Here is a 26,157-nt window from a genome sequence, read left to right on the forward strand (position 1 = left end):
GATCAGGGTGGACGGCGCAGAGCGTCGGATCGGTCGTCGTCTAGCGCGATCCGTGCTCACCCCCCCACCTCACATTCAGGTACCTACCGAGGTCGGGGTCCCCAGGCTGTCGATCAAACCCCTCGCCGACTGCGGTTTACCGTAGTAGAAACCCTGGGCGAGCGAATAGCCGAGGGCCGTGAGAACGGCAGCTTGATGCGAGTTCTCCACACCTTCGGCGATCACGGGCAGACCGAGTGACGTCGAAAGCAACGCGATGACCTCGAGTAGCGGCGGCGCCTCGCCTTCCGACGTAATGGGGGTGATGAACGACCCGTCCAACTTCAGGAAATCGGTCGGCAGCGTTTTGAGCCTGCTCAATGACGAGTAGCCGGTGCCGAAGTCGTCGATGGCGATCCTGATGCCGCGCGTGCGTAGCTCGGTCAGGTTGGTGATTGCCGTGGGCGTGTTGACGTCGAGGACGCTTTCGGTTACTTCGAGCACCAGTTGCGCCGCGGGCCAACCGGTAGCACGCAACACTTCGTCGACTCTTCCTACGTAGTCCTTTTCGACCAGCTCGAGGCCCGAAACGTTGACGTTGAGGATCAGTCGACGGTCCGCGACCGCATTCTGGAAGTCGTGTGCGTCCCGGCACGCACGGTAGAGGACGAACTTGTCGAGGTTGCCGATCAGGCCGTTCTCTTCGGCGACCCGGATCACCTCTTCGGTCGTAACCGACGGCTGCGTCAGCGACTGCCACCGCACGAGGGCCTCGACGCCGACTGTTTGCCCGTCGTCGACGAGGCTGACGATGGGCTGGTACTGGACCTCGAGTGTCTCGCGCGCGATCGCCTCCACCAGTTCGACTGCGAGCGGCGGTCGTCGTGACGATTCCAGGACGGTTCGATTGCGACCGGCTTGCTTTGCGCGATAGAGCCCGACGTCGGCGCGGCTGACGAGGAACGAACCCGATTCGCCGGGCTGCCACGACGTGACGCCTGCGGAGCAGCCGAGTGCGATCGCCTCACGCATCTGGTCGGCGAGCGATATTGCACCCTGCTCCGACATGTCCGGCACAAGCAACGCGAATTCGTCGCCGCCGTAGCGGGCGAGAATCCGGGTCGGTCCGAGTAACTTCTGCCATTGATCGGCGACACGTTGCAATACGGCGTCACCGGATCGATGACCCAATTCGTCGTTGACGGCCTTGAAACGGTCTAGGTCGAACAAAATCAAAGCGGGACGCAAACCTGTACGAGTGGCCCGCGCAATTTCCAAATGGAGACGCCGATCGAATCCTCGTCTGTTCAACAAGCCGGTAAGCGAATCGATATCGGCGTCTGACGCGAGCCGGGCAAGGACACCGACGACGCAGCCGACCGCGATGGTGACGCCGGACGGAATCAGCCCCGACCACCACGGCAGTTCGGGCCGCAACATCAGGACCGTCATACAGCACACGACGGCGAACAGGATCTGTCCGGCCGCGCGAAACCACGAGAAGAAGAACGACGAATCGCAGGCGACGAAAACGTAGCAACTGGCAAGTGACAGAGCGGCTGCGTTGCTCGTCGATTGGTGGACGGCGACGGTGATCAGGATCGTCCCGAAAACCACCAGGATCTGGTGGGTGCTCGGGCGGACCCGATCGCCGATCACCACCAAACCGAGACCGAAACAGACAGCGCCGAATGCTGCGACTGCGACGACGAGCCGATTGCCAGGACCGTCGTGGGGCATCAGGACGCTGAGCACGGTGCCGAGAATGCCGCCCATCGCGAAGAGGCCGCCCGTAGTTCGCGCCATGACGGTCGACGTAGCGAGAGCGAACGGCACGCGTGCCGGTGCGCCTGCTTCGCCGAGCCGCTGGGTTCGCCGCACGCTGTTCACATTACCGCTCTATCTCACCCTCCCCGGTTTGCTGGAGGATGCCTAGTTGAATATCGGAGATTATTGCGCGCTGGAAGGACTGCCGGTTCGGCTTTGAAGCTTAATCTCTCGAGTGGGTGCATGTTGGTATGAGCCCGTTTTCCAGCGAAAGCAAAACCGGCAAAATTACGGCGGCAGATTTGCGTAATTTTTCTCGAAGCGGACCGGGTCGTCAGCGCCAGACCGTCGACGGGTCGGTCGCTTCCCTCGGTGGCGCGGCAGGCACAGCGTTCGGTGTGCGAGAAAACCGCGGCGCAGGCAGGTGGGAAACGACGCCGTCGACCTCGATCAAAGAGCCACGCGCCGCGATATGGGCGTTCGAGTTCGCTTCCTCGAACGTCAGGACCGGCGTCGTGCAGGCGTCGGTACCTGCGAAGACCTCGGCCCACTCGTCACGGGTCTTCGTCTTGAACTTCGCGGTGAACAGTTCACGCAGCTTCGGGAATCCGGCGGGGTCGATCTGATAGGGCAGATCGGCAGGATCGAGCTCGAGGCCCGCAAGCAATTGGGCATAGAACTGCGGTTCCAGAGCGCCGACAGCCATGTATTTGCCGTCCGAGGTCTCGTAGGTGTCGTAGTAGGGCGTTCCGGTGTCGAGCATGTTCACGCCACGCTCGTCGGACCACATGCCTACGCCGCGCATTCCCCAGATCATGTGTGAGAGAGCCAGCGTGCCGTCGATCATCGCGGCATCGACGACCTGACCTTCGCCCGAGGTCTGGCGCTCGACCAGAGCCGCCAGGATGCCGAAGACGAGGAACATCGAGCCGCCGCCGAAATCGCCGACCATGTTGAGCGGCGGAACCGGTCGCTCACCCTTGCGGCCGATGGCGTGCAGCACGCCGGTGAGGGAGATGTAGTTGATGTCGTGGCCCGCCCGATCCGCGAGCGGACCCTCCTGCCCCCAGCCCGTCATCCGGCCGTAGACGATCTTCGGGTTACGGGCGTGCACGTCGGCGGGACCGAGCCCGAGCCGCTCGGTAACCCCCGGCCGAAAGCCCTCGATGAGGACGTCCGCGCGGTCGAGCAGGTCGAGCACGATCTCGATTCCCGCGGGGTCCTTCAAATTGGCTTCGACGACCGTCCGGTTACGTAGCTGTGCGCGATCCATCCCGCCGGGTAGTTGCCCAGCTCGCTGGACTCTGACCACATCCGCACCGAGGTCGGCGAGCAGCAATGCCGCGTGCGGGCCGGGTCCGATGCCGGCCAATTCGACGACGCGTACTCCGGCTAGCGGGCCTTGTTTCGCTGTGGTCACTCTGCATCCTCGTTCCGGGTTGGAGCTGGGTCTCGATTCGACAAGCTTCCGATTCGACAAGCTTCCGATTCGACAAGCTTCCGATTCGACATGCTTACGATTCGACAGTGTACGAATCGGCGTTCTTCACGCACGAGCGGGTGCCGTTGGCCGCGGGTCAATAGCGTTGGCGACTTCGCCCGCGCGGGCGCACCGCGCGATGGGTGGTTTGCCCGGATAGGGTTTGGCCCATGATCAATCTCGTACCTGCCGCTCGGATCGCGGCAGCCGCATGAGCGGCTGGGGTGAGCTCCTCGTCGGCCTGGTGATCCTCGTCGGTCTCATCGGCGTCGTGGTCCCGATTTTGCCCGGCGTTGTGCTGGTATTCGGTGCGATCCTGGTCTGGGCGATCGTCGAGGGCGGTGTGAGCAGCTGGGCCGTTTTCGCGATTTGCACTGTGCTGCTTGTCATCTCGGGTGTAGTCAAGTACACCTGGCCAGGAAAGAAGATGCGCGACGCCGGGGTGCCGAAGCGGTCCCTCGTGATCGGTGCGCTGTTCGGCATCGTCGGGTTCTTCGTCGTCCCGGTGATCGGCCTGTTCATCGGCTTCATCCTCGGCACGTATCTGTCCGAGCTGCAGCGGCTTTCGCGTCACGACCAGGCGTGGCCCGCGACGTGGCACGCCACCAAGGCGGTCGGCCTTTCGATGCTGATCGAACTGCTCGGTGCGCTGCTCGCGAGCGGCATCTGGTTGGTAGCCGCAATCGCGACGTGATGCGCGCCTCAGCCCAGTGCTACCGACGATTCGCTCTGCTGGACAGCACGTTTCGGTGGCACCCGGTAGAACCGGCGTGCATTGGTATCGAGCACCGCGGCAAGGTCGTCGCCGACGGCGTCGGCGATCACATCGATATCCGAGGCATCGAACGCACGTTGCGCACGCGTCCCCGGTAGGTCCGACCCGAACATCAATGCTTCGGGACTCACCGCATGTATCTGCCGCAACGTGTCGAGGATGTCCATGTCGACCCGACCGAAGCCGGTTGCCTTCACCTTGACCCCGCGGTCGACGAGATTCAGCAGGTACGGCAGCCCGTCGGTGGACATGCCCATATGATCGACGCTTGCGGCGGGCAGCTTCGCCAACACGGGTTCCAGCGACGGCAGTAGCGAGCCGTCGACATAGAGCTCGGCGTGCCACCCGGCAATCTCGTGGGCGCGCAAGGCCTGCAGGGTCAACCCGGCGATATCGATGGCTCCGCGCTTGAGGTTGAAACGGATCGCACGTACCCCTGCCCGATCGAGTTCGACGATGTCGTCGTCGGTCGCATCGGGGTCTAGTTGTGTCACCCCGACCCAGCTGTCGCCGAGCTCGGCAAGAGCTGCCACCAGGTAGGTCTGGTCGGTTTCCTGCCACGACCCGCTGACGACGGCACCGCCTTCGACGCCGAAACCGCTCATCCGCTCGCGGTACTGGGCGATCGTGAAGTGTTCCGGAAGATAGCCGTTGTTTCCGACCAGCGGAAACCGCGGGTCGATGATGTGAAGATGGGCGTCGAACACAGCTCTAAGCATGCCCCACAAGCCAAGCGGGCAAGCCAAGATGCGGCGTATTTCACGCCCGGACGAGGCAGGTGGGGGATCAGGCTGCTCGCTACTAGGCCTTGTGCGGCTCGCTGGCGCGGAGCATGTCTTCGCGCTCGACGACCTTGATACGTTCGCGGCCCTCCGGCTCACCGAGGGAACGTTCGTGGGCGTCCAGGCGGTACCAGCCCTGCCACGTCGTGAACGGAATGGACTTGCTCTCCAGGAATTCGATGATCGAGCTTTCCTCGGGTTCCGTTGCGCCGGTGAAGCTTTCGCTGTCATCGAGCAGGCATGCCACAGTCTCGTTCGCATCGCCCTTGGTGTGGCCGATGAGTCCGACCGGGCCACGCTTGATCCAGCCGGTGACATAGGTCGCGGCGACGTGGTTGCCTTCGTCGTCCAGCACCCGGCCCGCTTCGTTCGGCACGGTCCCGGCTTGATCGTCGAAAGGCAGGTCCGAGACGTTCTGCGACAGGTACCCGACAGCGCGGTAGACGGCGCCGATCTCCCATTCCTTGAACTTGCCGGTGCCGCGGACGTTGCCGGTGCCGTCGAGTTCGGTGCGTTCGGTCCGCAGTCCGACGACCTTGCCGTCCTTGCCGAGGATTTCGGTCGGCGATTCGAAGAAGTGCAGGAACAGTTTGTGGGGGCGGTTGCCGACGTCGCGGATCGCCCAGTCCTGGATGGTGTTTGCGACCATGTCGACGATCTTGGAGTTGCGGCGAGCCGCTTCCGAACCTGCGTCGTAGTCGATGTCCTCGGGGTCGACGATCACTTCGATCGTCGGGGAATGATCGAGTTCGCGCAGTTCGAGCGGCGTGAACTTGGCCTGCGCGGGTCCGCGGCGACCGAACACATGCACTTCGACGGCCTTGTTCGCTTTGAGGCCTTCGTAGACGTTGGCGGGGATTTCGGTCGGCAGCAGCTCGTCGCCGGTCTTGGCGAGCACACGGGCGACGTCGAGAGCGACATTGCCGACACCGAGAACAGCGACCTTCTCGGCCTCGAGCGGCCAGTTGCGGGGCACATCGGGGTGCCCGTCGTACCAGGAAACGAAGTCGGCGGCGCCGTAGGAGCCTTCGAGATCGACGCCGGGGATTTCGAGTGCGCGGTCGGCGTTGGCGCCGGTGGAGAAGATCACGGCGTCATAAAAACGCTGCAGCGTCGTCAAATCGATGTCGGTGCCGTAGTCGATGTTGCCGAGCAGCCGAACGTGCTCTTTGTCGAGCACCTTGTGCAGTGCGGTGATGATGCCCTTGATGCGCGGGTGATCGGGTGCGACGCCGTAGCGGATGAGGCCGAACGGTGCAGGCATACGTTCGAAGAGGTCGATGCTGACCTCGGCGTCGGATTTCATCAGCGCGTCAGCGGCGTAGATACCTGCCGGACCTGCGCCGATGATGGCCACGCGAAGCGGACGGGACTGGGCGGGCGACTGAGCCGCTCGAGACTGGTCTGTCATCTTCTACCGTGCACCTTTTCGACGAAATGGACGTTCGCTGACGCGAGCTTAAACTTAGCTAAGCCTAATTAGCCAAATCTCTAATCTGCCAAAGCAACGGCCGAACCGATCCGCTCGGGAGATGTGCGCGGCAGGCTCAGCCGTTGAAGTCTATCGTCACCCCGCACGCCGACTTGCAGGGTGCGCGTTTGCCCCACACGCGGCGCCCGTGGAGGATTCCCTCGTGACCGCCAAGAAGAAGAAGCGCAACAACAGGGGCGACGAGGCAGCGCAGCAGGTCGCCGCGGATTCCGCAGACACGAATGCGGTCGTCGAGGGCGCCGACACCGAGTCCAAGTGGGAGCGCACCCCCGTCCCGTTCATCGCTGCCGTCGCGGTCGTAGCGGCGATCATCGCGGCCATCGTCATCGGCGGCATCGTGTCACCTGCCGAGGAGAACGTCTCCGAAGCGCAGCGCGTCGACCAGGCGACCATTGCCTACATCAAGGCTCGCAACGGTGAGGATGCGCAGTTGAAGGGTGCTGTCTGTCCCGGTTTCGACGACAATGCCTTCGTCGTGAAGCCCGGTGGCGACAAGATCACCTACAGCAAGGTCGAGAACGTGAAAGTCGACGGCGACCGCGCAAAGGCCGACGTCACCGTCGCTGCCGACGAGAAGGACCTGCCGGTCGCGGAATGGAACTTCGTCCGCAGCGATGGCGGCTGGCTGGTGTGCAACTGATCGCAATTACTCGCGATTGCATACGCAGAAGTTGACAGAAGCACGGGTAGCGAGCGATCCTCTGCTGAGGTCATGAGTACCAGCGAACAGCCCCGGCTAGCTGGTCGGCAACCCTCCTCCGCGGTGGGGTGCTCCGGGTGACGACCTGGCCGTGCTTCAATTCCGGACGCGGCAAGCGCGGACTCCAAGGCCAGTGCAGTGCCGGCGAGTCCAGGGCATTGTGAAAGGCGCATGACGTGAGCTATGCAGGCGATATCACTCCGCAGCAGGCGTGGGATCTGTTGACCGAGCACCCCGACGCGGTGCTCGTCGACGTCCGCACCGAGGCCGAATGGAAGTTCGTCGGCGTCGCCGACACCACCTCGATCGGCCGCAAGTCGTTGCTGGTCGAATGGGTCGGCTACCCGGGCGGCGCACGCAACGACAACTTCGTCGACCAGCTGAAAGAGGCAGGTCTCACACCCGGAGTCGAACGGCCGGTCGTGTTTCTCTGCCGTTCGGGTCAACGATCGGTCGGCGCGGCAAAGGCAGCCACCGCGGCAGGGATCGGCCCGTCCTACAACATTCTCGAAGGTTTCGAAGGCCCGATCGACGCAGACGGCCACCGCGGCGCGATCGGTTGGCGTGCCATCGGGTTGCCCTGGACGCAGTCATGAGTGACGGCAAGATCAGCCGCCCGACCGGTGGAGCGTTCGAGAAGCCACTCCCGGCGGGAGTCGGTCCCGCGACCATCGGCGTCCGTGGCGGACTGATGCGTTCGGGTTTCGAAGAGAACGCCGAGGCCCTGTATCTGACGTCCGGCTTCGTCTACGAGAGCGCTGGAGCTGCCGAAGCCGCGTTCACCGGCGAAGTCGATCATTTCGTCTACTCGCGCTACGGCAACCCGACGGTTGCGATGTTCGAAGAACGTATGCGGCTCATCGACGGTGCAGAGGCATGTTTCGCCACCGCGAGTGGCATGGCTGCCGTGTTCACCGCACTCGGTGCACTGCTCGGCGCAGGCGATCGTCTGGTCGCAGCGCGCAGTCTGTTCGGCTCGTGTTTCGTCGTCTGCAACGAAATCCTGCCGCGCTGGGGTGTCGAGACCGTCTTCGTCGACGGTGACGACCTCGACCAGTGGGAGCAGGCACTGTCGGTACCGACGGCGGCTGTGTTCTTCGAAACGCCGTCCAACCCGATGCAGTCACTCGTCGACGTTCCGCGGGTCGTCGAGCTCGCGCATGCAGCGGGCGCAAAAGTTGTGCTGGACAACGTTTTTGCGACGCCGCTGCTGCAGCGCAGCTTCGAACTCGGCGCCGACGTCGTTGTGTACTCGGGCACCAAGCACATCGACGGTCAGGGCAGAGTGCTCGGCGGCGCGATCCTCGGTTCGCAGGACTACATCGACGGACCCGTCAAAACCCTTATGCGGCATACCGGTCCGGCGCTGAGCCCCTTCAACGCTTGGACCCTGCTCAAGGGACTGGAGACGATGCCGCTGCGCGTTCGGCACTCCACCGAATCCGCGCTGACCATCGCGAAGTTCCTCGAAGGCCACAACGCGATCCGTTGGGTGAAATATCCGTACCTGGAATCGCATCCACAATATGCGCTTGCCCGGACCCAGATGAGCGGCGGCGGAACGGTCGTCACGTTCGAACTCGACGCACCCGACGGTATGGGCAAGAAGCGTGCATTCGAAGTGCTCGACGCCCTTCGCATCGTCGACATCTCCAACAACCTCGGCGACGCGAAATCGCTGATCACACATCCGGCGACGACGACGCACCGAGCAATGGGACCCGAAGGCCGCGCGGCGATCGGCATCACCGATTCGGTGGTCCGGATCTCGGTCGGCCTCGAAGACATCGAAGACCTGCTCGGCGATCTCGATCAAGCCCTGAGCTAACACGGCTAGCTGGCCTAGCTAGCCGAGGGACACCAACTCGGTGATGTCGTCGATCGGCAGCATCCCCTCGACGACGACCGTGACCCAGACGTGGTTGAGCCAGATGTCGCCGCTGTGGTTGTCGAGAAACGCCGTATCGGCCGAATCGCGGCCCGTAGCAATGCGTACCAGCGTCGACCGTGGTGCCAGACCGGTCGCATCGACGACGCGCCACACGCCGTCGACGTACGCCTCCGCGACCGCATGGAAGTCCATGGGGACACAGCCGGGCGCGTACACCGCGACCACCCTGGCAGGCACATTCATCGCACGAAGAAACGCAACGACCAGATGTGCGTAGTCGCGGCACACCCCGGCGCCGGACAGCAGAGTGTCTGCCGCGCCGTCGATCGGATCGCTGCTGCCGGGCACGTAGAACATCCGGGATCGCACCCACCCCGATATCTGCGCGAGCAGTGTTTCGGAGTCGCGGTACTGGCCGAATTCCTTTGCGGCGAAACCGAAGAACTTGTCGGCCTCGGCGTAGCGGCTCGGCCGTAGATAGACCGAGAGGTCGTAGTCGGTCGCCTCGTCGGGTTCGGCGCGACCGGTGACGCTCGCGTGATAGCTCGCAACGAGATTGCCTTCGCCGACCTCGAATTTGTGAATCCTGGTGCCGTGCAAGCCGATTATCTCCGCAGCCTCCACCGGGTTGCCGTCGTGAGTGAACGACAACGACTCGGTCACCTCGATGCCTGGCAGCTTCGCAACGGCAATTTGGAATTCGAGGGTTGTCGCAGCTCTGATATCGACATCGAGATGGGCAGATACGTCGCGCTTCACTCCTCGATCGTGCCAGTAGCGGTCGGGGCTCCCCGCGCTGGGTGCGATCAGCTTTCGAACGGATTTCGCGTTCGTCCGATGAGGTCGGCGACCGAGTCGAGAACGAGCGTCGGACGATAGGGAAACGACTCGACACTCTGCCGGGTCGAGATTCCGGTGAGCACGAGAATCGTCCGCAGTCCCGCCTCCAGCCCGGAGACGACGTCGGTGTCCATCCGGTCGCCGATCATCAACGTGTGCTCGGAATGTGCGCCGATCGCGCGCAGCGCCGAGCGCATCATCAGCGGGTTCGGTTTGCCGACGTAGTACGGTTCGCGGCCGGTGGCCCGCGTGATGAGGGCAGCGACCGATCCCGTTGCGGGCAGTGAACCTTCACGAGACGGACCCGTTGCGTCCGGATTGGTCGCGATGAACCGCGCGCCGTTCTCGACGAGGCGAATCGCCTTGGTGATGGCCTCGAAGGAGTAGGTGCGCGTTTCGCCGAGGACGACGTAGTCGGGGTCGGTATCGGTGAGGACGTAGCCGATGTCGTGCAGTGCCGTGGTCAAACCGGATTCGCCGACGACGTACGCGCTGCCGCCGGGGCGCTGATTCTTCAGGAAGGTCGCCGTCGCAAGAGCAGAGGTCCAGATCGACCGCTCGGGGATGTCGAGACCTGTCCGCACCAGCCGCGCATGCAGGTCACGCGGGGTGCGAATCGAGTTGTTGGTCAACACCATGAACGGTGTCTGGTTCTGCCGTAGCTCGGCCAGAAACTCGTCCGCGCCGGGGACGAGGTGTTCCTCGTGGACGAGAACTCCGTCCATGTCCATCAGATACGACAGTTGTGTGTCGGGGTCGAGTTCGGTCGCTGTTCGCGTCACCACCTCATTGTGCTGCCTTACCACGCCACCGTCGATAACCGCGCCGCGCGGCGTACGCGCCGACAATGGCCATTGCGCACCACACCGCGATTGCCGAGTAGGCAAGCGGTGAGGACAGATCGCCGACCGAAGCGCCAAGCGCGGTGTAGACGAACGCCCGCGGTGCCGACCCGATGAAAGCCCCGATTGCCATCTGCCACAACGGAAGTCCGAAGGCGCCGAAGGCGTAGGCGGACAGCGCGTCGGGTGCGCCGGGAACGAAGCGTTGACCGACGACAGCCCACAGGCCCCACCGTTCGATCTGCGCGTCGACGCGATCGGACCGCTCGGGGCCGAGCAGGGCGCGGGTGCTGTTACGGCCCGCCCGGCGACCGAGGAAGGCACTTGTCAGGGCGGTGCCGACAGTGGCGCCGAGGGTCACGAAGGTGCCGAGCACCGTTCCGAACAGCAGTCCGCTGCCTGCGGCGAGGATCGGCCCTGGTACGAGTGCTGCGCCGAGAGCGGCCGCCAGCACGACGTAGGTCAATGGCGCTGCCGGGCCGGTCGCCGCAACCGTTGCCCTGAGGTCCTCGACATCGACGACGCGCGTCACAGCAACGAGAACGAACAGGCCGAGCAGGAAAGTGGCGAAAAGGACGAGCCGCACGACGTGTCGCCTGCGGGTTGCCCGCGGGTTGTCGTCGATGTCGGTCATGGCAAGGCAATCTTGCCGCACCGGGGTTGTCGAGTCGTGTCGGGTTCAGCTCGAACCGGTGTAGAAGAGCTGGTTCGTCCACTCGCGCAACGACATGCTGACCTCGGGTCGATCGGTGTCGCCGTTACGATCGTCGCCCGAAACGTCGTCGGGGAGTCGATGTGCGCGGTGGCGGGCGGGTCCATCGCCGACGAGGGTGCCTGCGCCCGGGAGATCCGCGGCCGCTCGGTGCCTCGCGGCCCGTATCGCTGCCTCTTGGCTCTGCGCCCGATGGCGAGGTTCCTTGGTCGACTGTCCGGTCGAGCGGGAGAGATGTCTGGGCTGTGGCATTGGACCGCCCCTTTCATGGCACCGCTGCCGCGCAGTCGGCGTTGACCCGAGCACCTAACGTTGCTCGTACCGCACCCGTGCCGCGAACAAGTCCTTTACCTCACACCTAGGTGCGTAGTACAGCCTCGAAAGGTCTCGGAAATATAACAGACCGGCCGTTCGCTATGCGAGAGCAAACGCCGAAAAACTTGGGCAATTCCTACTGCTCACGACGTTGCACCGCCCGGATGCGCGTCGGGGACTCTCGCTAGGCTCGGGTCAGCCGACAAAGGAGTAGTGCATGCCTGAGCTCAAGCTGGGATACAAGGCGTCCGCGGAACAATTCGGACCTCGCGAACTCGTCGAACTGGCAGTCCTCGCCGAGCAACACGGCATGGATTCCGCCACGGTCAGTGATCACTTTCAACCGTGGCGCCACAACGGCGGCCATGCCCCTTTCTCGCTCGCGTGGATGACTGCCGTCGGCGAGCGCACCGAGCGGATCCAGCTGGGGACCTCGGTGCTCACGCCGACCTTCCGATACAACCCTGCCGTGATCGCACAGGCGTTCGCGACCATGGGCTGCCTGTATCCGGGACGGGTGATGCTCGGCGTCGGTACCGGCGAAGCGCTCAACGAGATCGCAACCGGATACGCAGGTGAGTGGCCCGAGTTCAAGGAACGTTTCGCGCGGTTGCGCGAGGCAGTGCAGCTTATGCGCGAACTGTGGGTCGGGGATCGCGTCGACTTCGACGGCGAATATTACAAAACGAAGGGCGCGTCGATCTACGACGTTCCCGACGGTGGCGTGCCGGTCTACATCGCAGCGGGCGGACCCGTCGTCGCACGGTATGCGGGACGAGCGGGCGATGGCTTCATCTGCACGTCGGGCAAGGGTATGGAGCTCTACACGGAGAAACTGATGCCCGCACTCGCCGAAGGTGCCGCAAAGGTCGACCGCTCGACCGACGTCATCGATCGCATGATCGAGATCAAGATCTCCTACGACACCGACGCCGATGCAGCACTGGAGAACACACGATTCTGGGCGCCGCTGTCCCTGACACCGGAGCAGAAGCACAGCATCGAAGATCCGATCGAGATGGAAGCAGCTGCCGACGCCCTGCCGATCGAGCAGGTCGCCAAGCGCTGGATCGTCGGTTCAGACCCCGACGACGTCGTCTCGAAGATCACGCCGTACCTCGATGCAGGCCTCAACCACCTGGTGTTTCATGCGCCTGGACACGATCAGAAGCGGTTCCTCGAACTGTTCGAGCGAGATCTTGCGCCGAGGTTGCGCGCGGCCGGCTAGCTTTCGAGCGCGTCGTCGTCGGAGCTATCCCGGATATCGGCGATATCGCGGGAAACGCGGTCGCGGCCGGCTCGTTTCGCCTCGTACATCGCCGTGTCCGCTCGGTCGAGTAGCTGCTCGAGCGCGTCTACGGCATCGGCCGCCGAACCTGCGAACAAGTCCCGCTTCGCGATCGCGAAGCCGACGCTCGCAGTGACAGGTGCGCGGTCGGCCTTGGCGCTGATCGCGACGCGAATTCGCTCGGCAAGCTCGTCGGCGTGCGTGAGGGGCAGCACGTCGAGCACGACGAATTCTTCGCCGCCGAGCCGGGCCAGCACCGCGTCGCTGCGGACCACCGACCTGATCCGGCGTGCGCTTCGTAGCAGTACCTCGTCGCCGACGGAATGCCCGAGTGTGTCGTTGATCGTCTTGAAGCGATCGAGGTCGATCGAGATCAGCACAACCGTGTCGCCGGCAACACGTTGTCCTCGTGCGAGTTGTATCGATTGGGTCTGCAGTCCGCGTCGATTGAGCAGCCCCGTCAGTGGGTCGACAAGCGAGTCGACAGCGTCGGAACGGATGAGCGTGTAGCTGATCTGCAGGATCGGCGGCAGGACGACGACAGCGGCGATCGTCACGAAGGCTTTTCCGATGGCTGTCGCAGGATCGCCGTCCGGTCCCGTCGCGACGGGAATCGCAAGTGCGACGACTGTGAGCAACGACCACGCGAGCTGGGCACACAGCGGCCGAGGGCCGTGGAAGAACGTGACGTACGCACCGATCAGAACGAACGTCGTCGTGCCTGCGAGCCCGGACAGGGCGTTGCCGTGCAGCAGGCAACACACAGTTATCGCGATGTCGGCCCAGATCACGAACAGGGCGGAGCCGAATGCCGTCGGCCATGGTCCACGTAACCAGCGCACACTCCAAGCGGCGGCGGTCACCATCGCGACGACGAGCAGTGCCCGCCCTGCGATGTGGTCGGGCGCGTCGTGGGTGAGCAGGCCCAGCGCGGGGACCACCGCGAGTAGTGCAGCTATGAGTGCGATCAACAGCCGAACCGGGTCGGTCAACGACCTACTTGCCAGAAACTCACGCAGCCATTGGAAATCGACGGGCGACACCCACCACTCACGCACGACCTCACCGACGTTCATCAGCGCCGACTGTTCGGTCGGGTCGGGAAGTCGGTCAGGGGACATAGCAGCCATTGTGGTGCAACTATGCTTCGGCGCATGCCGTCCGTGGAATCTGACCTGCATCGAATCTCCAGTGTTTACGTAGCAGCACCCGAAGGTGACACCGGAAAGTCGACGGTGGCTCTCGGTTTGCTGAACATGCTGAGCGCGACAACGGCACGTGCCGGGGTGTTTCGGCCGATCGCGCGCTCGACCGACGAACCCGACTACATCCTCGAACTTCTGCTCGAGCAGAGCACCGCTGATCTGACGTACGAGCAAGCCATGGGCGTGAGCTACGAGCAGGTGCACGAAGATCCAGAAGGTGCCCTCAGCGAAATCGTCATGCGCTTCCATACCGTCGCCGCACTGTGCGACTCGGTGGTCATCATCGGCAGCGACTACACCGACATCGTCAGTCCGAGCGAGCTCAGCTTCAACGCGCGTATCGCCGTCAACCTCGGCGCACCGGTTCTGCTCACCGTGCGCGGGTCGGGACGGACGTCGGAGGAACTGCTGCACCTCGTCGAGGTATGCCAGGCGGAGTTGGCCTCGCAGAAGGCACATCTCGTCGCGGTGATCGCCAATCGCTGCGATCCGGAACTGCTCGATCAGGTGCCCGCTGCGCTCGAGTCGACGGGTGTGCCGTCCTGGAGCCTGCCGGAGGTCCCGCTGCTGATGGCACCGACGATGGCCGAACTGCAGACCTCGATCGACGGTGAGCTCTACAGCGGCGACACCGAGTTGCTGCAGCGGGAGGCGCTGCGGGTGATGGTCGGCGGTATGACGGCCGAACACATTCTCGAGCGTCTCACCGAAGGTGTGGTCGTCATCGCTCCGGCGGACCGCTCCGACGTCTTGCTCAGCCTCGTCAATGCCCATGATGCCGAGGGCTTTCCGTCACTCGCAGGCATCATCATGAACGGCGGCATGCTGCCGCATCCGTCCATCGCGAAGCTTGTCGCAGGTTTGAAGCCACGACTGCCGATCCTGACGACCGGACTCGGCACGTTCGACACCGCGAAGGCGGCCTTCGAAACGCGGGGACGCGTCGCCGTCGGATCGCAACGCAAGATCGACACCGCGCTGAGCCTCATGGAGGAACGGGTCGACGCCAAAGCACTGCTCGAGCGCATCGATGTTCCCATTCCGTCGGTCGTCACGCCGCAGATGTTCGAGTATCAGTTGGTCTTCCGGGCTCGTGAGGCCAGAAAGCACATCGTGCTGCCGGAAGGTGGCGACGATCGCATTCTGCGTGCCGCAGGCCGCGTGTTGCAGCGCCAGATCGCGGACCTAACCATCCTCGGCAAGGAGAACGAAATCCGTGTTCGGGCAGCCGAACTCGGTGTCGACCTGAGCGCGGCGCGCGTGCTCGATCCGAGCAACTGCGAGTACTTCGACGATTTCGCGGAGGAGTACGCAAAGCTGCGCAAGCACAAGGGCATGACGGTCGAGCGTGCCCGCGAGGTGATCACCGACATCTCCTATTTCGGAACGATGATGGTGCACATGGGAATTGCCGACGGGATGGTTTCGGGTGCCGCGCACACGACAGCGCACACGATCAGACCCTCGTTCGAGATCATCAAGACCGCGCCGGGTGTCGACACCGTGTCCAGCGTGTTCCTGATGTGTCTTGCCGACCGCGTGCTGGCCTACGGCGACTGCGCAATCGTGCCCGACCCGACGGCGAAACAGCTTGCCGACATTGCGATCTCGTCATCGATCACCGCCGAACAGTTCGGTATCGAACCACGTGTCGCCCTGCTGTCCTACTCGACCGGCGAATCGGGGACCGGTGCCGACGTCGACAAGGTACGCGAAGCGACGCGACTCGCCCGCGAACGCCGACCCGACCTCTTGCTCGAAGGTCCCATCCAGTACGACGCTGCCATCGAACCATCGGTCGCGAAGTCGAAGCTCCCGGACTCCGAAGTGGCGGGTCGTGCAACGGTTTTCATTTTCCCTGACCTCAATACCGGTAACAACACCTACAAGGCGGTCCAGCGCAGTGCCGGCGCCGTGGCCGTCGGACCCGTGCTGCAGGGACTGAACAAGCCGGTCAACGATCTGTCTCGCGGCGCGCTCGTGACCGACATCGTGAACACGGTCGCGATCACAGCCATCCAGGCTGCAGGAGTGAAGCCATGACGGACTCGCTTGTCCTGGTCATCAATTCGGGTTCGTCGTCGCTGAAGTATCAGCTCGTCGACACCGCGACCGGCGCTGCGGTTGCCAGTGGTCTCGTCGAAAGGATCGGCGAAGCGGACGGCATCATCGCCCACACCGTTGACGGCGAGACGATCGAGCACAGGGGACCGATCGCCGACCATGCCGAAGGCTTGCGGCTGGCATTCGACATGTTCGAACGGACCGGGCACGGCCTGACCTCGGCCGGTGTCGCGGCGGTCGGTCACCGGGTGGTCCACGGCGGCAACGTGTTCTACGAGCCGACCCTGATCACCGACGACGTCGTCGCCGAAATATCACGACTGTCGACCTTGGCGCCGCTGCACAATCCCCCGAACGTCGTCGGTATCGAAAGCGCACGAGCGCTGCTGCCGCAGGTGCCGCACGTTGCCGTGTTCGACACCGCGTTCTTTCACGGTTTGCCAGCTGCGGCAAGCACATACGCGATCGACATCGATGTTGCCAAGCGTCATGGCGTGCGGCGCTACGGTTTTCACGGCACCTCGCACGACTTCGTTTCGAGCCGAGTTGCGGAATTCCTCGGCCGCGACCGAGCGGACTTCAACCAAATCGTGCTGCATCTCGGCAACGGTGCGTCGGCGTCGGCAATCGAGCGTGGCAAGGCAATCGACACGTCCATGGGTCTCACCCCGCTCGAAGGGCTGGTCATGGGCACCCGCAGCGGCGATATCGATCCAGGGATCGTTCTGCATCTGCGCCGCAGCGCAGAACTCGACGTCGACGCGATCGACGAACTGCTCAACCGGCGGTCCGGACTCAAAGGCCTCTCCGGCGTCAACGACTTCCGCGAATTGCAGGGCCTGATCGACGCGGGGGACGAGGGCGCGAAGCTTGCCTACGACGTCTACATCCATCGCCTGCGCCGCTACATCGGCGCCTACCTGATCGAGCTCGGTGGCGCCGACGTCATCACATTCACGGCCGGGGTCGGTGAGAACAGCCCAGGGGTTCGCGCCGATGCGCTCGCGGGACTGACACGCTTCGGAATCGCCGTCGACCCGGATCGAAATACCGCGAAAAGCCGCGAGGCGCGGGTGATTTCGCCCGACGGCGCGGAGGTGACGGTGCTGGTGGTGCCGACCAACGAAGAACTGGCGATCGCGCGTGCCGCGATCAGAACCAGCTCTTCGGCCTGATCGAATTGGCAAGGTCGACCAGTCGGTAGCGATGGGTTCGGCCGGGGGCGGTCCGTGCCAGTGCTCGCAGGCCGGCCTCGGTACCGCAGCGCAATCCGCGTTCGTCGAAGGTCACCCCGAGAAGGGTGCCTTCGGGAACATGTGCGGCATCCCCGGTTCGGGAGCTGTCCCGGAGATCGGCCCGCAGCCACTCGAGGGCGGTACCGAGAACGAGGGTCCGCATCTGGACCGCCCTGCCCTCGTCGGGCGGTAGCGACTTCACGCGCGCCGCGGCGGACCTGATGGCATCCTCGTCGATATCCTCGGTTGCTCGACCGGTGAGCAGCGTCAACACGCTGGTCATGCGGGCCACGTTGAAGTGGCGTGACGACGGCGACACCTGGTCGAGCGCGTGGATCGATCCCGGTATGTCGCCACGCTGAGCGAGTTGCCTCGCCAACCCGAACGCCGCGCTCACGATGCCGTGGTCGGTCCGCCATACCGTCCGATAGAAACTCTCCGCGAACTGCTGCCACTGCTCTGGTTCGGGTGTATCCCACTGCTGCAGAACAAGTTCCGCGGTCGCTGCGAGGGCGAGCTTCGGGGCTATCTCGCCGGGCACCGCAGCAAGGACCGCGTCGAAATGGGTGAAGGCGGACTCGTATTCACCGCCGAGCAGTGCTGCGAGACCGCCGTACCAATCGATCCGCCAATTCGCCCCGATCTTCGTATGCAGTCGCTTCAGTCGCTGTTCGGCTGCTGCTGTCTCCCCGAGGTCGATGTAGGCCTTCACCTCGGCGAGGGTGATCTCGAGATCGAACGATTCGACCGCGTCGGTCGCACTGTTCTTTTCGCGGGCTTGGCGTAGTGATTCGAGGGTCTGGCTCGGCTCGCGGTGCACGGCGGCCGCGACGAGGGGCGCGCACGGGTCGGTCGGATCGACCAGCGGCACCGGCAGCGCGTGCGCGACTTCCCTTGCGCTGATGAATTTGTCGCGACGAACGCCATCGGCGTAGACATCGGTTTGGCTGACCGCCTCGTCGGTTCCGAAGCTTGTCCGTTGCGGGCTGAAGATGGTGGACAGGCGGGGATGTTCGACTCCGGTTTCGAGCGCGAGAATTTCGCGCAGAACGCCGGCGAGCTGCCCGGACAGCTCGTGGGCCGACGCAAATCGAAGTGCTGGGTCGGGATTGGTCGCACGAAGCAGGAGTCGATAGAAGAACTCGTAGCGACTCAACAGCGGATCGTCTGCGGGGGAGGGTATTCCGTCGAGGTAGCGGCCGTGTTTGCTCGGCAGGTCCAGCGTCAGCACGGCGAGAGTCCTGCCGACGGTGTAGATGTCCGATGCCACCGTCGGACCGGTCTTGGTGATCTCGGGAGCCTGATAACCGGGTGTGCCGTAGAGGTAGCCGTAGGACTCGATACCGGCGAGCGCGCCGAGGTCGATCAGCTTCAGCTGATCCTCGGTGAGCATGATGTTGTCCGGTTTGAGATCGTTGTAGACCAGACCGGTCGAGTGCAGGTAGTCGAGTGCAGGCAGAATCTCGATGACGTAGGCGATCGCTTCGGGCACCGGAAGTCGTTTGTGCTCACGCTTTTTCAGTAGATCCCGCAGCGACTGGCCGCCGACGTACTCCATCACGATGTAGCCGACCGGGTCGCCGTCGGGCAGGGGATGTTCGACGAAGTTGTGGATCTTGACGATGCTCGGATGGTTGAGTTCGGCGAGGAACTGCCGTTCCGCGACCGCGACGGCCTGAGCCTCCGCATCGCCGGTCTGGAGCAGGCCTTTCAAGACCACCCAACGATCGCTGACGTTGCGGTCGATCGCGAGGTAGATCCAGCCGAGACCGCCGTGCGCGATACAACCCTGCACCTCGTATTGGCCTGCGACCATGTCGCCTTCGTGCAGTTGCGGCCGGAAGTCGAACGGCGCACCGCAATGCGCGCATTCTCCTGTTCGCTTGCCGCGGCCGGTGCCGTCGCTGCGGCCGACGGGCTTGGCGCATTTCCAGCAGAATCGTTTACCCTCCGAGACGACGGGATCGACGAGGACTGCTGATTTGGGATCGACCGGCGCCACTGCGGGAACCTCGACGAGACCGCCGCCGAGACGACGAATTCCCGGGCGGGACCGGACCGTTCGCGAACTGCGCCCCGACGACCGGGACCCCGACGTTGCGGTTGTGGCAGTCGTTGCCGATCCGTCCGAGCGCTGGGTTCCGCTCGTCCTGCTCTCCGCTGCCTGGGTGCCGGCTGCTCGGGTTCCGACTGCCTGGGTGCCGGCCGCTTGGGTGCCGACTTCTTGGGTTCCCGCCGCCTGGGTGCCGATGTCCTCGTGTTCCATCGCCGCCGCCTGCGTGCCGACCTCGACAGGCTCGTCCCGCTCGGCGGCCGACAGTTGGGTACCGACCTCGTCGGGGACGAATACCGCAGCCTGCGTGCCTTGTTCGTCGGCCTCGTCGTCGCGCCGAGGTTCGTCGGCTTCAGGTTCTTCGATCGCCACGGCGCTCAGTCCTCGTACTTCGGCTGCGGAGGGCCCGGCGATGGACCGAGGACGGCCAGCCAGCGGTTGTAGATGGCGTTCCACGTGCCGTCCGCACGAATCCGATCGAGCGTGGCGTTGACGAAACGGACGAGGTCCTCCTTGCCTTTGCCGATACCGATCCCATAGGGCTCGGGGCTGATGCTCTTGCCGACGACCTCGAGGTAGGGATCCTGCGCGGCAAGGCCCGCGAGTATCGCGTCGTCGGTACTCACCGCATCCACCTGTCGCTGCTGCAGCACCACGAGGCAGTCGGCCCAGCCGGGAACCGTCAAGATCGAAGCGGCAGGCTGCATTTGCTGAATGTGCTGCAGCGACGTCGTGCCGCGAACGATGCAAACACGCTTGCCTGCCAGGTCTTCGATACCGCGGATCCCGGAGTTCTTGACGGCAAGGATGCGCTGGTTCGCCTGGTAGTACACGGTCGAGAAATCGACCTTCTGCCGGCGCGCACAGTTGATGGTCATCGTCTTCACCACGATGTCGACCGCGTCGGACTGCAGCGCGGCCTCGCGATCGGCCGAGCCGAGTATGCGGTACTCGATGCGTTCGGGGTCGGTGAACAGGTCGCGGGCAATCTCTTTCGCGATCTCGACGTCGAAACCTTCGATGGCTCCGCTGATCGGGTCACGGAAGCTGAAGAGGTTGCTGCTCGTGTCCAGTCCGACGACAACTCGTCCGCGTGCGCGAATTGCGTCCACGTTCGGTCCAGGTGGTTCCGACGGGTCGGCGAGCGGGCGCAGGCTGACTGTCGGGTCGCCGCAGTCGCTGGTCGACGCGGCTGGCGGCGGCGTTGGGGCAGAGGCATTTTCGGCCTTGTTGGGCAGTGGTGGCTCGGTGTAGCTGACATCGCGAGCCGCCGGGTCGTCGAGGTCGGCAGGTGTTGCCGAGCAGGCGGCGACACCGAGCAGTGCGCAGGCGAGGATGGCGGTGAGCCAGGTGCGGGTTGTGCCGCGCTGCACCATCATCGGTACTCCCGCAAGCGCGGCAACAGGCCGACGAGGACGAAGAACGCCGCGACGAATGCCAGAGTCAACGCTCCGGGCGTCAACTTGTCGACCACGGTCGAGGCGCGGGATACGTTGGACCGCAGCGTGTCTCGGGTATCGACGATGCCCTGCTGCACAGCTTTGTCCAACGCTTCGAATTGAGCGGTCGAATCTGCGTCGCCCGGCCCGATCGCGACGATCGACGCTCCGGTGAAATCGCCGGTCGCCAACGTATCGTTCATACGTTTGTGCGCCGCGAGCCAACCGGTGTGGGCCCTCAGCGCGTCGGCAACGCGATCGGATCCTTCGATATCGGATCCGTAGTCGGTGAGGACGGCGCCGAGTCGTGCCATGTCCTCGTCGAACGCCACGTCGTACTCGCCGGAGGTGTCCCGACGCACCAACTTCAGTGTTTCGTCCGACCGTGCCTGCTGCGCGAGGATGCGACCCTCGGTCAGTTTCGCGAGCGGCAGGGTGCCGTGGCCGAGCGCGCGGTCCGCGGCAGCAGCGGACAGTGAGCCACCGACCGCCATCCACACGAACAGCGCGACCATGATCGCCGAGGCGACGATGAGCCCGGGGTTGAGGATTCTGCGCCAGTGCCTGGCAAGCAGGACTTGCACGCCGAACAGCGCGACGAGGGCGAGCACGAGGAGTGCAAACGAGAACCATGGCGGTGTCGTGTACGCGCGCTGGGCGTCGACGACGGCCGCGGACTGGCGCGCACTGAGATCTTCTGCGGCGGGCAGCATCGTCGTCTGCATCAGCGTCGATGCTTCGCCGAGATAGGCAGCGCCGACCGGATGGCCGTTACGGTTGTTGGTCCGTGCAGTTTCCACGAGGCCCGCGTACACGGGGAGTTTCGAGGCGATCGTCGCGGCCAGCTTGCGAGCATCGGCGTCCTCGGGGTCGGCCGCTCCGACCGCCAGTTCCGCGGCCGCTTCGCCGATCGCCTGCGAGTAGGCGTCGCGAACGGCCTTCGGTTCGATACCACCGGAGATGAAGGCTGTCGACGCGGCCGCGTCCGCGATCGACAGGGAGCTGTAGAGCCGCTGCGACGACGCCGCGTAGGGCTCGGTCTCGTCGAGGACGGTGTTCAAGGTCTGCTGCCGGTCGCGGACCGTCGCGGCGGCAACCGCACCCGCTGCAACGCACAGAACGACGAGCACGATGCCCATCGCGATCAGTCGCGCGGGCGATGACCGCAGAAAGACCCGCACATCACGCGGGTCGAGGTGCTCCCGAACGATCGCGGCGGCAGCTTTGGGAGTGAGCGATCCCTGCAATGCGGACAGCGGCGGTGTCGCGTCTTCCGACCGCGATCCGACCGGGCCGGGCTGCGACGATGTCGGGCGTTGCTCGCCCTCCTCGACAGCCGAGGCCGACGGGGCAGCGACCACGTGGACCTCCATCGAGCGGACTGCTCACTCGCGTGAGCGCAGATGAAACGGAACTCTATTGTGGTCCGGCCCGGTCCACTCGTACTGCATTTCGATGACCGGAGGGTCAGATCGGGTCGACGACGAGCATTTCTGCCCAGTATCGAGCAGTGTCGGATCCCATAATCGGGGTGAGCAGATCGAAGAGCAGGTACGACATCGAGTTGGAACCTTCCGTCGGGGTGGGGAGTGTGGGTTGCTTCGAGCGGGTTACCCAACTCGTGCGGAACGAATCACGCGCTAGGGTCGATGCTGACGATGGCCGGATCCTTCGGTCCTCGAGGACCGAACGGGTGAGGCAGTTCGATGCGTGGTGACGGCGACGGGTGGTCGTGGAGCTCGGACGGCAGTCGGCACTGGGGTAAACACGGTGCCGCCGGGCTGCTGCTGCGCGCGCCGCTGGCGAGCGGACACCCCGCGGTGCTCCTGCAGCATCGTGCGGTATGGAGTCACCAGGGTGGGACGTGGGGACTCCCGGGCGGCGCACGCGACAGCCACGAATCGACCGTTCACGCCGCAGTTCGCGAAGCCGAAGAAGAGGCAGGCATCGCAGCAACCATGTTGCGAGTCCGGGCCGAGCGGGTGACCGCGCGGGCACTGAGCGGGTGGACCTACACCACAGTTGTCGCCGATGCGGCGTCACGATTGGCGACGACGTTGAACATGGAGAGTGCCGAGCTGCGCTGGGTACCCGAGGCCGACGTCCACGCGTTGCCACTGCATCCAGGCTTCGCTGCGAGCTGGGAGGAACTGCAGACCGTTCCGGTGCAGCTGCAGATCGACGCCGAGGCGGACCGCGCGGCGTTGACGGAGGCGCTACCGCGGACGATCGAGTTGCCGTCGGGTGGTTTCGGTTGGCTCTACCCGTTCGACGATCCGTTCGCCGGTCGGGATTCCGCTCTCACTGCTGTGCTGGCCGAACATGTGCCGAACGGCGTCGATATGGCCGGAAATGTCATAGCAATCCCGACCGACCAGGTGCTTAATTGACCTTATGCCAACAGAGGTCGTCACCTACTGCAGGATCTGTGAGCCCCTCTGTGGGTTGATCGCGACGGTCGAGGACGGCAGGTTGGTGAAGCTGCGACCCGACAAGGAACATCCGCTCTCGCAGGGCAATGCCTGCCCGAAGGGAATCGCGTTCGCCGAAGTGCAGAACGACCCCGACCTCGTACTGCACCCCCTGCGACGTGGCGCCGACGGCGAGTTCGAACGGGTGACCTGGGAGCAGGCGTACGACGACATCGGCGCGCGGCTGAAAGCCGTCATCGACACCCACGGCCGGGACGGCCTCGGCTGGTACTTCGGCAACCCGAGTTCGTTCTCCTACTCGCACACGTTGTGGATCCTCGCGTTCGTGGTCGGCAGCGGTATGCGCCACCTCTACTCGGCTGGATCGCAAGACGTGAACAATCGATTCGTCGCGAGTCAGCTGCTCTACGGCTCGCTGACCGCCACCCCGATTCCGGACCTGGATCGGACCGATTTTCTGTTTATGGTCGGGGCGAATCCGCTGGTCTCGCACGGCAGCGTCATGACAGCGCCGCGGATCAAGGACAAACTGCGCGCGATCGTCGACCGTGGTGGTCGAGTTGTCGTCGTCGACCCGCGTCGTTCGGAGACAGCGAAGGCCTTCGAGCATCTTCCGATTCGACCGGACGGCGACGCCTGGCTGCTCGCCTCGATGTTGCAGGTTCTGTTCGCCGAAGGTCGTACGGACTCGACGGCGATCGCGGCGCAGTCGGTAGGTGCGGATCGGTTGCGAGCAGCGGTTGCGCGCTTCACACCCGAACACACGCAGGCGATCACAGGAATCGCTCCCGATCAGCTTCGCGCCATGGCACGCGAACTCGCCTCTGCCCGTCGTGCCGCCATCTACGGCCGCACCGGGACGTGCCTCGGTAGGCAGGGCACGCTCGTCGCTTTTCTGCTCGACGCTCTTGCGCTCGTCACGGGCAACCTCGATAGCGAAGGCGGCGGCGTATTCGGTGAAGAGGCGTTTCTCGGCCTCGATTTCGTGCAGCGAACGGGAATGATCGGCTACGACCGGCGTCGCTCGCGGATCGGGAACTTCCCCGATGTCCTCGGCTCGTTCCCCGCAGCCGTCATGGCGAAAGAGATCACCACGCCAGGGAAAGGCCGCCTGCGAGCGCTGTTCACCTCTGCGGGCAATCCGGTGCTTTCGGTACCGAACGGCGACGAACTCGAAGCCGCGCTCACCGAACTCGAGCTGTTCGTTTCGATCGACCTCTACGTCAACGACACCAACCGCAAAGCCGACTACATCCTCCCCGCGACGACCTTCCTCGAACGCGACGACGTCCCGCTGCCGTTCGGTGCCCTCAGCACGACACCGTTCATCCAGGCGACCGAACGGGTGGTCGAGCCGTACGGCGAAGCGCGGGAGGAGTGGGAGATCATCGACGAGATCGCCAAACGGATCGGAGTCGTACCGTTCATCGCGACCCCGAAGCGGGTCGGTGCGGCTCTGAGCGGACTGATCAGGCGCGTTCCTGGATCCAGCGCTGCGACGACGCCGAAGGCACTCATCGACGTCGCGCTTCGACTCGGTGCGTACGGCGACAGGTTCGGCCTCCGCAGGGGCGGCCTGAGCATGAAGAAGCTACGCGCCAATCCGCACGGCATCGTTCTTCGCGATCATGTCGAGACGGGTGTGCTGAAGCGGGTCGTCAAACACACGGGCGGCAGGGTGCGGCTGGCGCCCGACGAGATCATCGAAACGTTGGCGAGCCTTGGTGATCGACGCGAGGACCCAGACTTCCCGTTGCGGCTCATCGGCCTACGCGAACTCAAGTCGCACAACTCGTGGATGCACAACTCGGAGTTCTTGATGCGGGGCAACAGAGCGCACACCGCCCGGGTCAATCCGGTCGACGCCGAAGCTGCCGGAATCGAGGACGGCAAGCCGTTTCGAATCGCGTCGGCACACGGTTCGATCGAGCTACCTGCATTCCTGACCGACGAGGTCGGTCCGGGAACCATTGCGGTACCGCACGGCTGGGGCCATCGTGGTGGCTGGCAGGTCGCCAACGCAGCGGGTGGCGTGAACGTCAACCTGCTGATGTCGACGGCCGTCGAAGACATCGAACCGCTCGCGGGCATGGCACATCTCAACGGTGTTCCGGTGCGGATCGAACCGGTGGCGTAACTCTGCTCAGACCGTCGGAGTGAGCCGATCTTTCAACCGACGCGCCGCGGCTTCGGGGTCGGCCGCCGCGGTGATCGCGCGGACCACGACGATCCGCGTCGCGCCCGCGGCCACGACCTCCGGTAGCCGTTCTTCGTCTATGCCACCGATCGCGAACCATGGTCTGTGTGGTTCGGCATCTGCCGTCGAGCGGACGAAATCGAGGCCGGCAGCCGCGCGACCGGGTTTGGTCGGCGTCGCCCAGACCGGACCGGTGCAGAAGTAGTCGGCACCCTCCTCGATCGCTGCCAGACTCGCCTGGGCTCGGTTGTGCGTCGAGCGGCCGATCACCACATCGGGTCCGACGATCCGGCGTGCGTAGTGCACCGGTAGGTCGTCCTGGCCGAGGTGCAACACGTCTGCCTGCGCGGCAAGCGCGATATCGGCGCGATCGTTCACGGCGAGCAGAGCGCCGTGCCGTCGTGTCGCTGCCCGCAACTCGGCGAGTGCGGCCAATTCCCCTTTGACGTCGAGCGGTCCGAATTCGGCTTCGCCCGCCGACCCCTTGTCGCGCAACTGGATGATGTCGACACCACCGGCGAGCGCCGCATCCGCAAACCTGGCGAGGTCGCCCTTCTCGCGCCGGGCGTCCGTGCACAGATACAGGTATGCCGTAGCCAGGCGGTCGCGAGTGGTCGAGCCCCTGAAAGAATGCGATGGATGCACGGCTTCGACGGTAGCGGCTACCGT

General features: G+C 64.4%; 22 protein-coding genes and 1 riboswitch. Of the genes, 9 read left to right on the top strand and 13 right to left on the bottom strand.

Annotated features, from left to right (window positions below; all coding sequences use genetic code 11):
- Positions 1–75 precede the first annotated feature (75 nt).
- Both ACHIRB_RS02125 and ACHIRB_RS02130 read right to left on the bottom strand, forming a co-directional pair.
- A complete protein-coding gene (locus ACHIRB_RS02125; protein WP_395123908.1) occupies positions 76–1,860 on the bottom strand; it encodes a putative bifunctional diguanylate cyclase/phosphodiesterase in 1,785 nt (594 codons plus the stop codon).
- Positions 1,861–2,080: 220 nt separating this feature from the next.
- Complete coding sequence (locus ACHIRB_RS02130; RefSeq protein WP_395113903.1) at positions 2,081–3,166, bottom strand: CaiB/BaiF CoA transferase family protein; 1,086 nt, start codon at positions 3,164–3,166, stop codon at positions 2,081–2,083.
- Between the two features lie 271 nt (positions 3,167–3,437).
- Between ACHIRB_RS02130 and ACHIRB_RS02135 the strand changes: the two genes are divergently transcribed.
- On the top strand, positions 3,438–3,920 hold the full coding sequence (locus tag ACHIRB_RS02135) for a DUF456 domain-containing protein (RefSeq protein WP_395123907.1): 483 nt from the start codon (positions 3,438–3,440) through the stop codon (positions 3,918–3,920).
- Between the two features lie 8 nt (positions 3,921–3,928).
- Here ACHIRB_RS02135 and ACHIRB_RS02140 read toward each other — a convergent pair whose 3' ends face one another.
- Positions 3,929–4,708: an amidohydrolase family protein gene (locus ACHIRB_RS02140; protein WP_395123906.1), complete on the bottom strand. Its 780-nt coding sequence runs from the start codon at positions 4,706–4,708 to the stop codon at positions 3,929–3,931.
- A 94-nt stretch (positions 4,709–4,802) separates the two neighbouring features.
- Positions 4,803–6,194 carry an FAD-dependent oxidoreductase gene (locus ACHIRB_RS02145; RefSeq protein ID WP_395123905.1) on the bottom strand — a complete coding sequence of 464 codons (1,392 nt, stop codon included), beginning with the start codon at positions 6,192–6,194 and terminating at the stop codon, positions 4,803–4,805.
- A 223-nt stretch (positions 6,195–6,417) separates the two neighbouring features.
- Between ACHIRB_RS02145 and ACHIRB_RS02150 the strand changes: the two genes are divergently transcribed.
- From ACHIRB_RS02150 to ACHIRB_RS02160, 3 genes are all read left to right on the top strand, one after another.
- Positions 6,418–6,915, top strand: a complete 498-nt coding sequence (locus ACHIRB_RS02150) for an Rv0361 family membrane protein (protein ID WP_395113898.1) — start codon at positions 6,418–6,420, stop codon at positions 6,913–6,915.
- Positions 6,916–6,983: 68 nt separating this feature from the next.
- Positions 6,984–7,099, top strand: a riboswitch (SAM riboswitch).
- Positions 7,100–7,151: 52 nt separating this feature from the next.
- Positions 7,152–7,571 carry a rhodanese-like domain-containing protein gene (locus tag ACHIRB_RS02155; protein ID WP_395113897.1) on the top strand — a complete coding sequence of 140 codons (420 nt, stop codon included), beginning with the start codon at positions 7,152–7,154 and terminating at the stop codon, positions 7,569–7,571.
- Positions 7,568–8,803, top strand: a complete 1,236-nt coding sequence (locus ACHIRB_RS02160) for an O-succinylhomoserine sulfhydrylase (protein ID WP_395123904.1) — start codon at positions 7,568–7,570, stop codon at positions 8,801–8,803. Before ACHIRB_RS02155 ends, ACHIRB_RS02160 begins: the two co-directional genes overlap by 4 nt.
- 18 nt (positions 8,804–8,821) lie before the next feature.
- Here the strand turns inward: ACHIRB_RS02160 and ACHIRB_RS02165 are convergent, their stop codons facing one another.
- The 4 genes from ACHIRB_RS02165 to ACHIRB_RS02180 are packed head-to-tail and all read right to left on the bottom strand — an operon-like array spanning position 8,822 to position 11,512.
- Positions 8,822–9,625, bottom strand: coding sequence for a transglutaminase-like domain-containing protein (locus ACHIRB_RS02165; protein ID WP_395123902.1), 804 nt, complete (start codon positions 9,623–9,625; stop codon positions 8,822–8,824).
- Between the two features lie 47 nt (positions 9,626–9,672).
- Positions 9,673–10,437, bottom strand: a complete 765-nt coding sequence (locus ACHIRB_RS02170; protein ID WP_395113972.1) for an HAD-IIA family hydrolase — start codon at positions 10,435–10,437, stop codon at positions 9,673–9,675.
- 55 nt (positions 10,438–10,492) lie between these two features.
- Complete coding sequence (locus ACHIRB_RS02175; protein WP_395123901.1) at positions 10,493–11,182, bottom strand: TVP38/TMEM64 family protein; 690 nt, start codon at positions 11,180–11,182, stop codon at positions 10,493–10,495.
- Between the two features lie 45 nt (positions 11,183–11,227).
- On the bottom strand, positions 11,228–11,512 hold the full coding sequence (locus ACHIRB_RS02180; RefSeq protein WP_395123900.1) for a hypothetical protein: 285 nt from the start codon (positions 11,510–11,512) through the stop codon (positions 11,228–11,230).
- A gap of 280 nt (positions 11,513–11,792) precedes the next feature.
- On the opposite strand from ACHIRB_RS02180, the gene fgd reads away from it, so the two are divergent.
- Complete coding sequence (gene fgd, locus ACHIRB_RS02185; RefSeq protein WP_199704330.1) at positions 11,793–12,803, top strand: glucose-6-phosphate dehydrogenase (coenzyme-F420); 1,011 nt, start codon at positions 11,793–11,795, stop codon at positions 12,801–12,803.
- Here the strand turns inward: fgd and ACHIRB_RS02190 are convergent.
- Positions 12,800–13,984: a GGDEF domain-containing protein gene (locus ACHIRB_RS02190; RefSeq protein ID WP_395123899.1), complete on the bottom strand. Its 1,185-nt coding sequence runs from the start codon at positions 13,982–13,984 to the stop codon at positions 12,800–12,802. The two genes, fgd and ACHIRB_RS02190, sit on opposite strands and share 4 nt — an antisense overlap.
- Positions 13,985–14,017: 33 nt before the next feature.
- Between ACHIRB_RS02190 and pta the strand changes: the two genes are divergently transcribed.
- Positions 14,018–16,111, top strand: a complete 2,094-nt coding sequence (gene pta / locus ACHIRB_RS02195) for a phosphate acetyltransferase (protein WP_395123898.1) — start codon at positions 14,018–14,020, stop codon at positions 16,109–16,111.
- Positions 16,108–17,307, top strand: coding sequence for an acetate kinase (locus tag ACHIRB_RS02200; RefSeq protein WP_395123897.1), 1,200 nt, complete (start codon positions 16,108–16,110; stop codon positions 17,305–17,307). Before pta ends, ACHIRB_RS02200 begins: the two co-directional genes overlap by 4 nt.
- Here ACHIRB_RS02200 and ACHIRB_RS02205 read toward each other — a convergent pair.
- From ACHIRB_RS02205 to ACHIRB_RS02215, 3 genes are all read right to left on the bottom strand, one after another.
- Entirely contained in the window at positions 17,285–19,633 is a 2,349-nt protein-coding gene (locus tag ACHIRB_RS02205; protein ID WP_395123941.1) for a serine/threonine-protein kinase, read from the bottom strand. The genes ACHIRB_RS02200 and ACHIRB_RS02205 overlap by 23 nt on opposite strands.
- Before the next feature lie 164 nt (positions 19,634–19,797).
- A complete protein-coding gene (locus tag ACHIRB_RS02210; RefSeq protein ID WP_395123896.1) occupies positions 19,798–20,799 on the bottom strand; it encodes a glutamate ABC transporter substrate-binding protein in 1,002 nt (333 codons plus the stop codon).
- The gene (locus ACHIRB_RS02215) at positions 20,796–22,220 is read right to left on the bottom strand and encodes a hypothetical protein (protein ID WP_395123895.1); all 1,425 of its coding nucleotides are present in this window, start codon (positions 22,218–22,220) and stop codon (positions 20,796–20,798) included. The genes ACHIRB_RS02210 and ACHIRB_RS02215 overlap by 4 nt, the downstream gene beginning before the upstream one ends.
- Positions 22,221–22,565: 345 nt before the next feature.
- On the opposite strand from ACHIRB_RS02215, the gene ACHIRB_RS02220 reads away from it, so the two are divergent.
- Complete coding sequence (locus ACHIRB_RS02220) at positions 22,566–23,249, top strand: NUDIX domain-containing protein (RefSeq protein ID WP_199704335.1); 684 nt, start codon at positions 22,566–22,568, stop codon at positions 23,247–23,249.
- A gap of 4 nt (positions 23,250–23,253) precedes the next feature.
- Positions 23,254–25,428: a molybdopterin-containing oxidoreductase family protein gene (locus ACHIRB_RS02225; RefSeq protein WP_395123894.1), complete on the top strand. Its 2,175-nt coding sequence runs from the start codon at positions 23,254–23,256 to the stop codon at positions 25,426–25,428.
- A 6-nt stretch (positions 25,429–25,434) separates the two neighbouring features.
- Here the strand turns inward: ACHIRB_RS02225 and thiE are convergent, their stop codons facing one another.
- Positions 25,435–26,133, bottom strand: coding sequence for a thiamine phosphate synthase (gene thiE, locus ACHIRB_RS02230; protein ID WP_395123893.1), 699 nt, complete (start codon positions 26,131–26,133; stop codon positions 25,435–25,437).
- Positions 26,134–26,157 lie beyond the last annotated feature (24 nt).

The sequence above is a fragment of the Antrihabitans spumae genome, assembly GCF_043944905.1.
GTDB lineage: Bacteria > Actinomycetota > Actinomycetes > Mycobacteriales > Mycobacteriaceae > Antrihabitans > Antrihabitans spumae.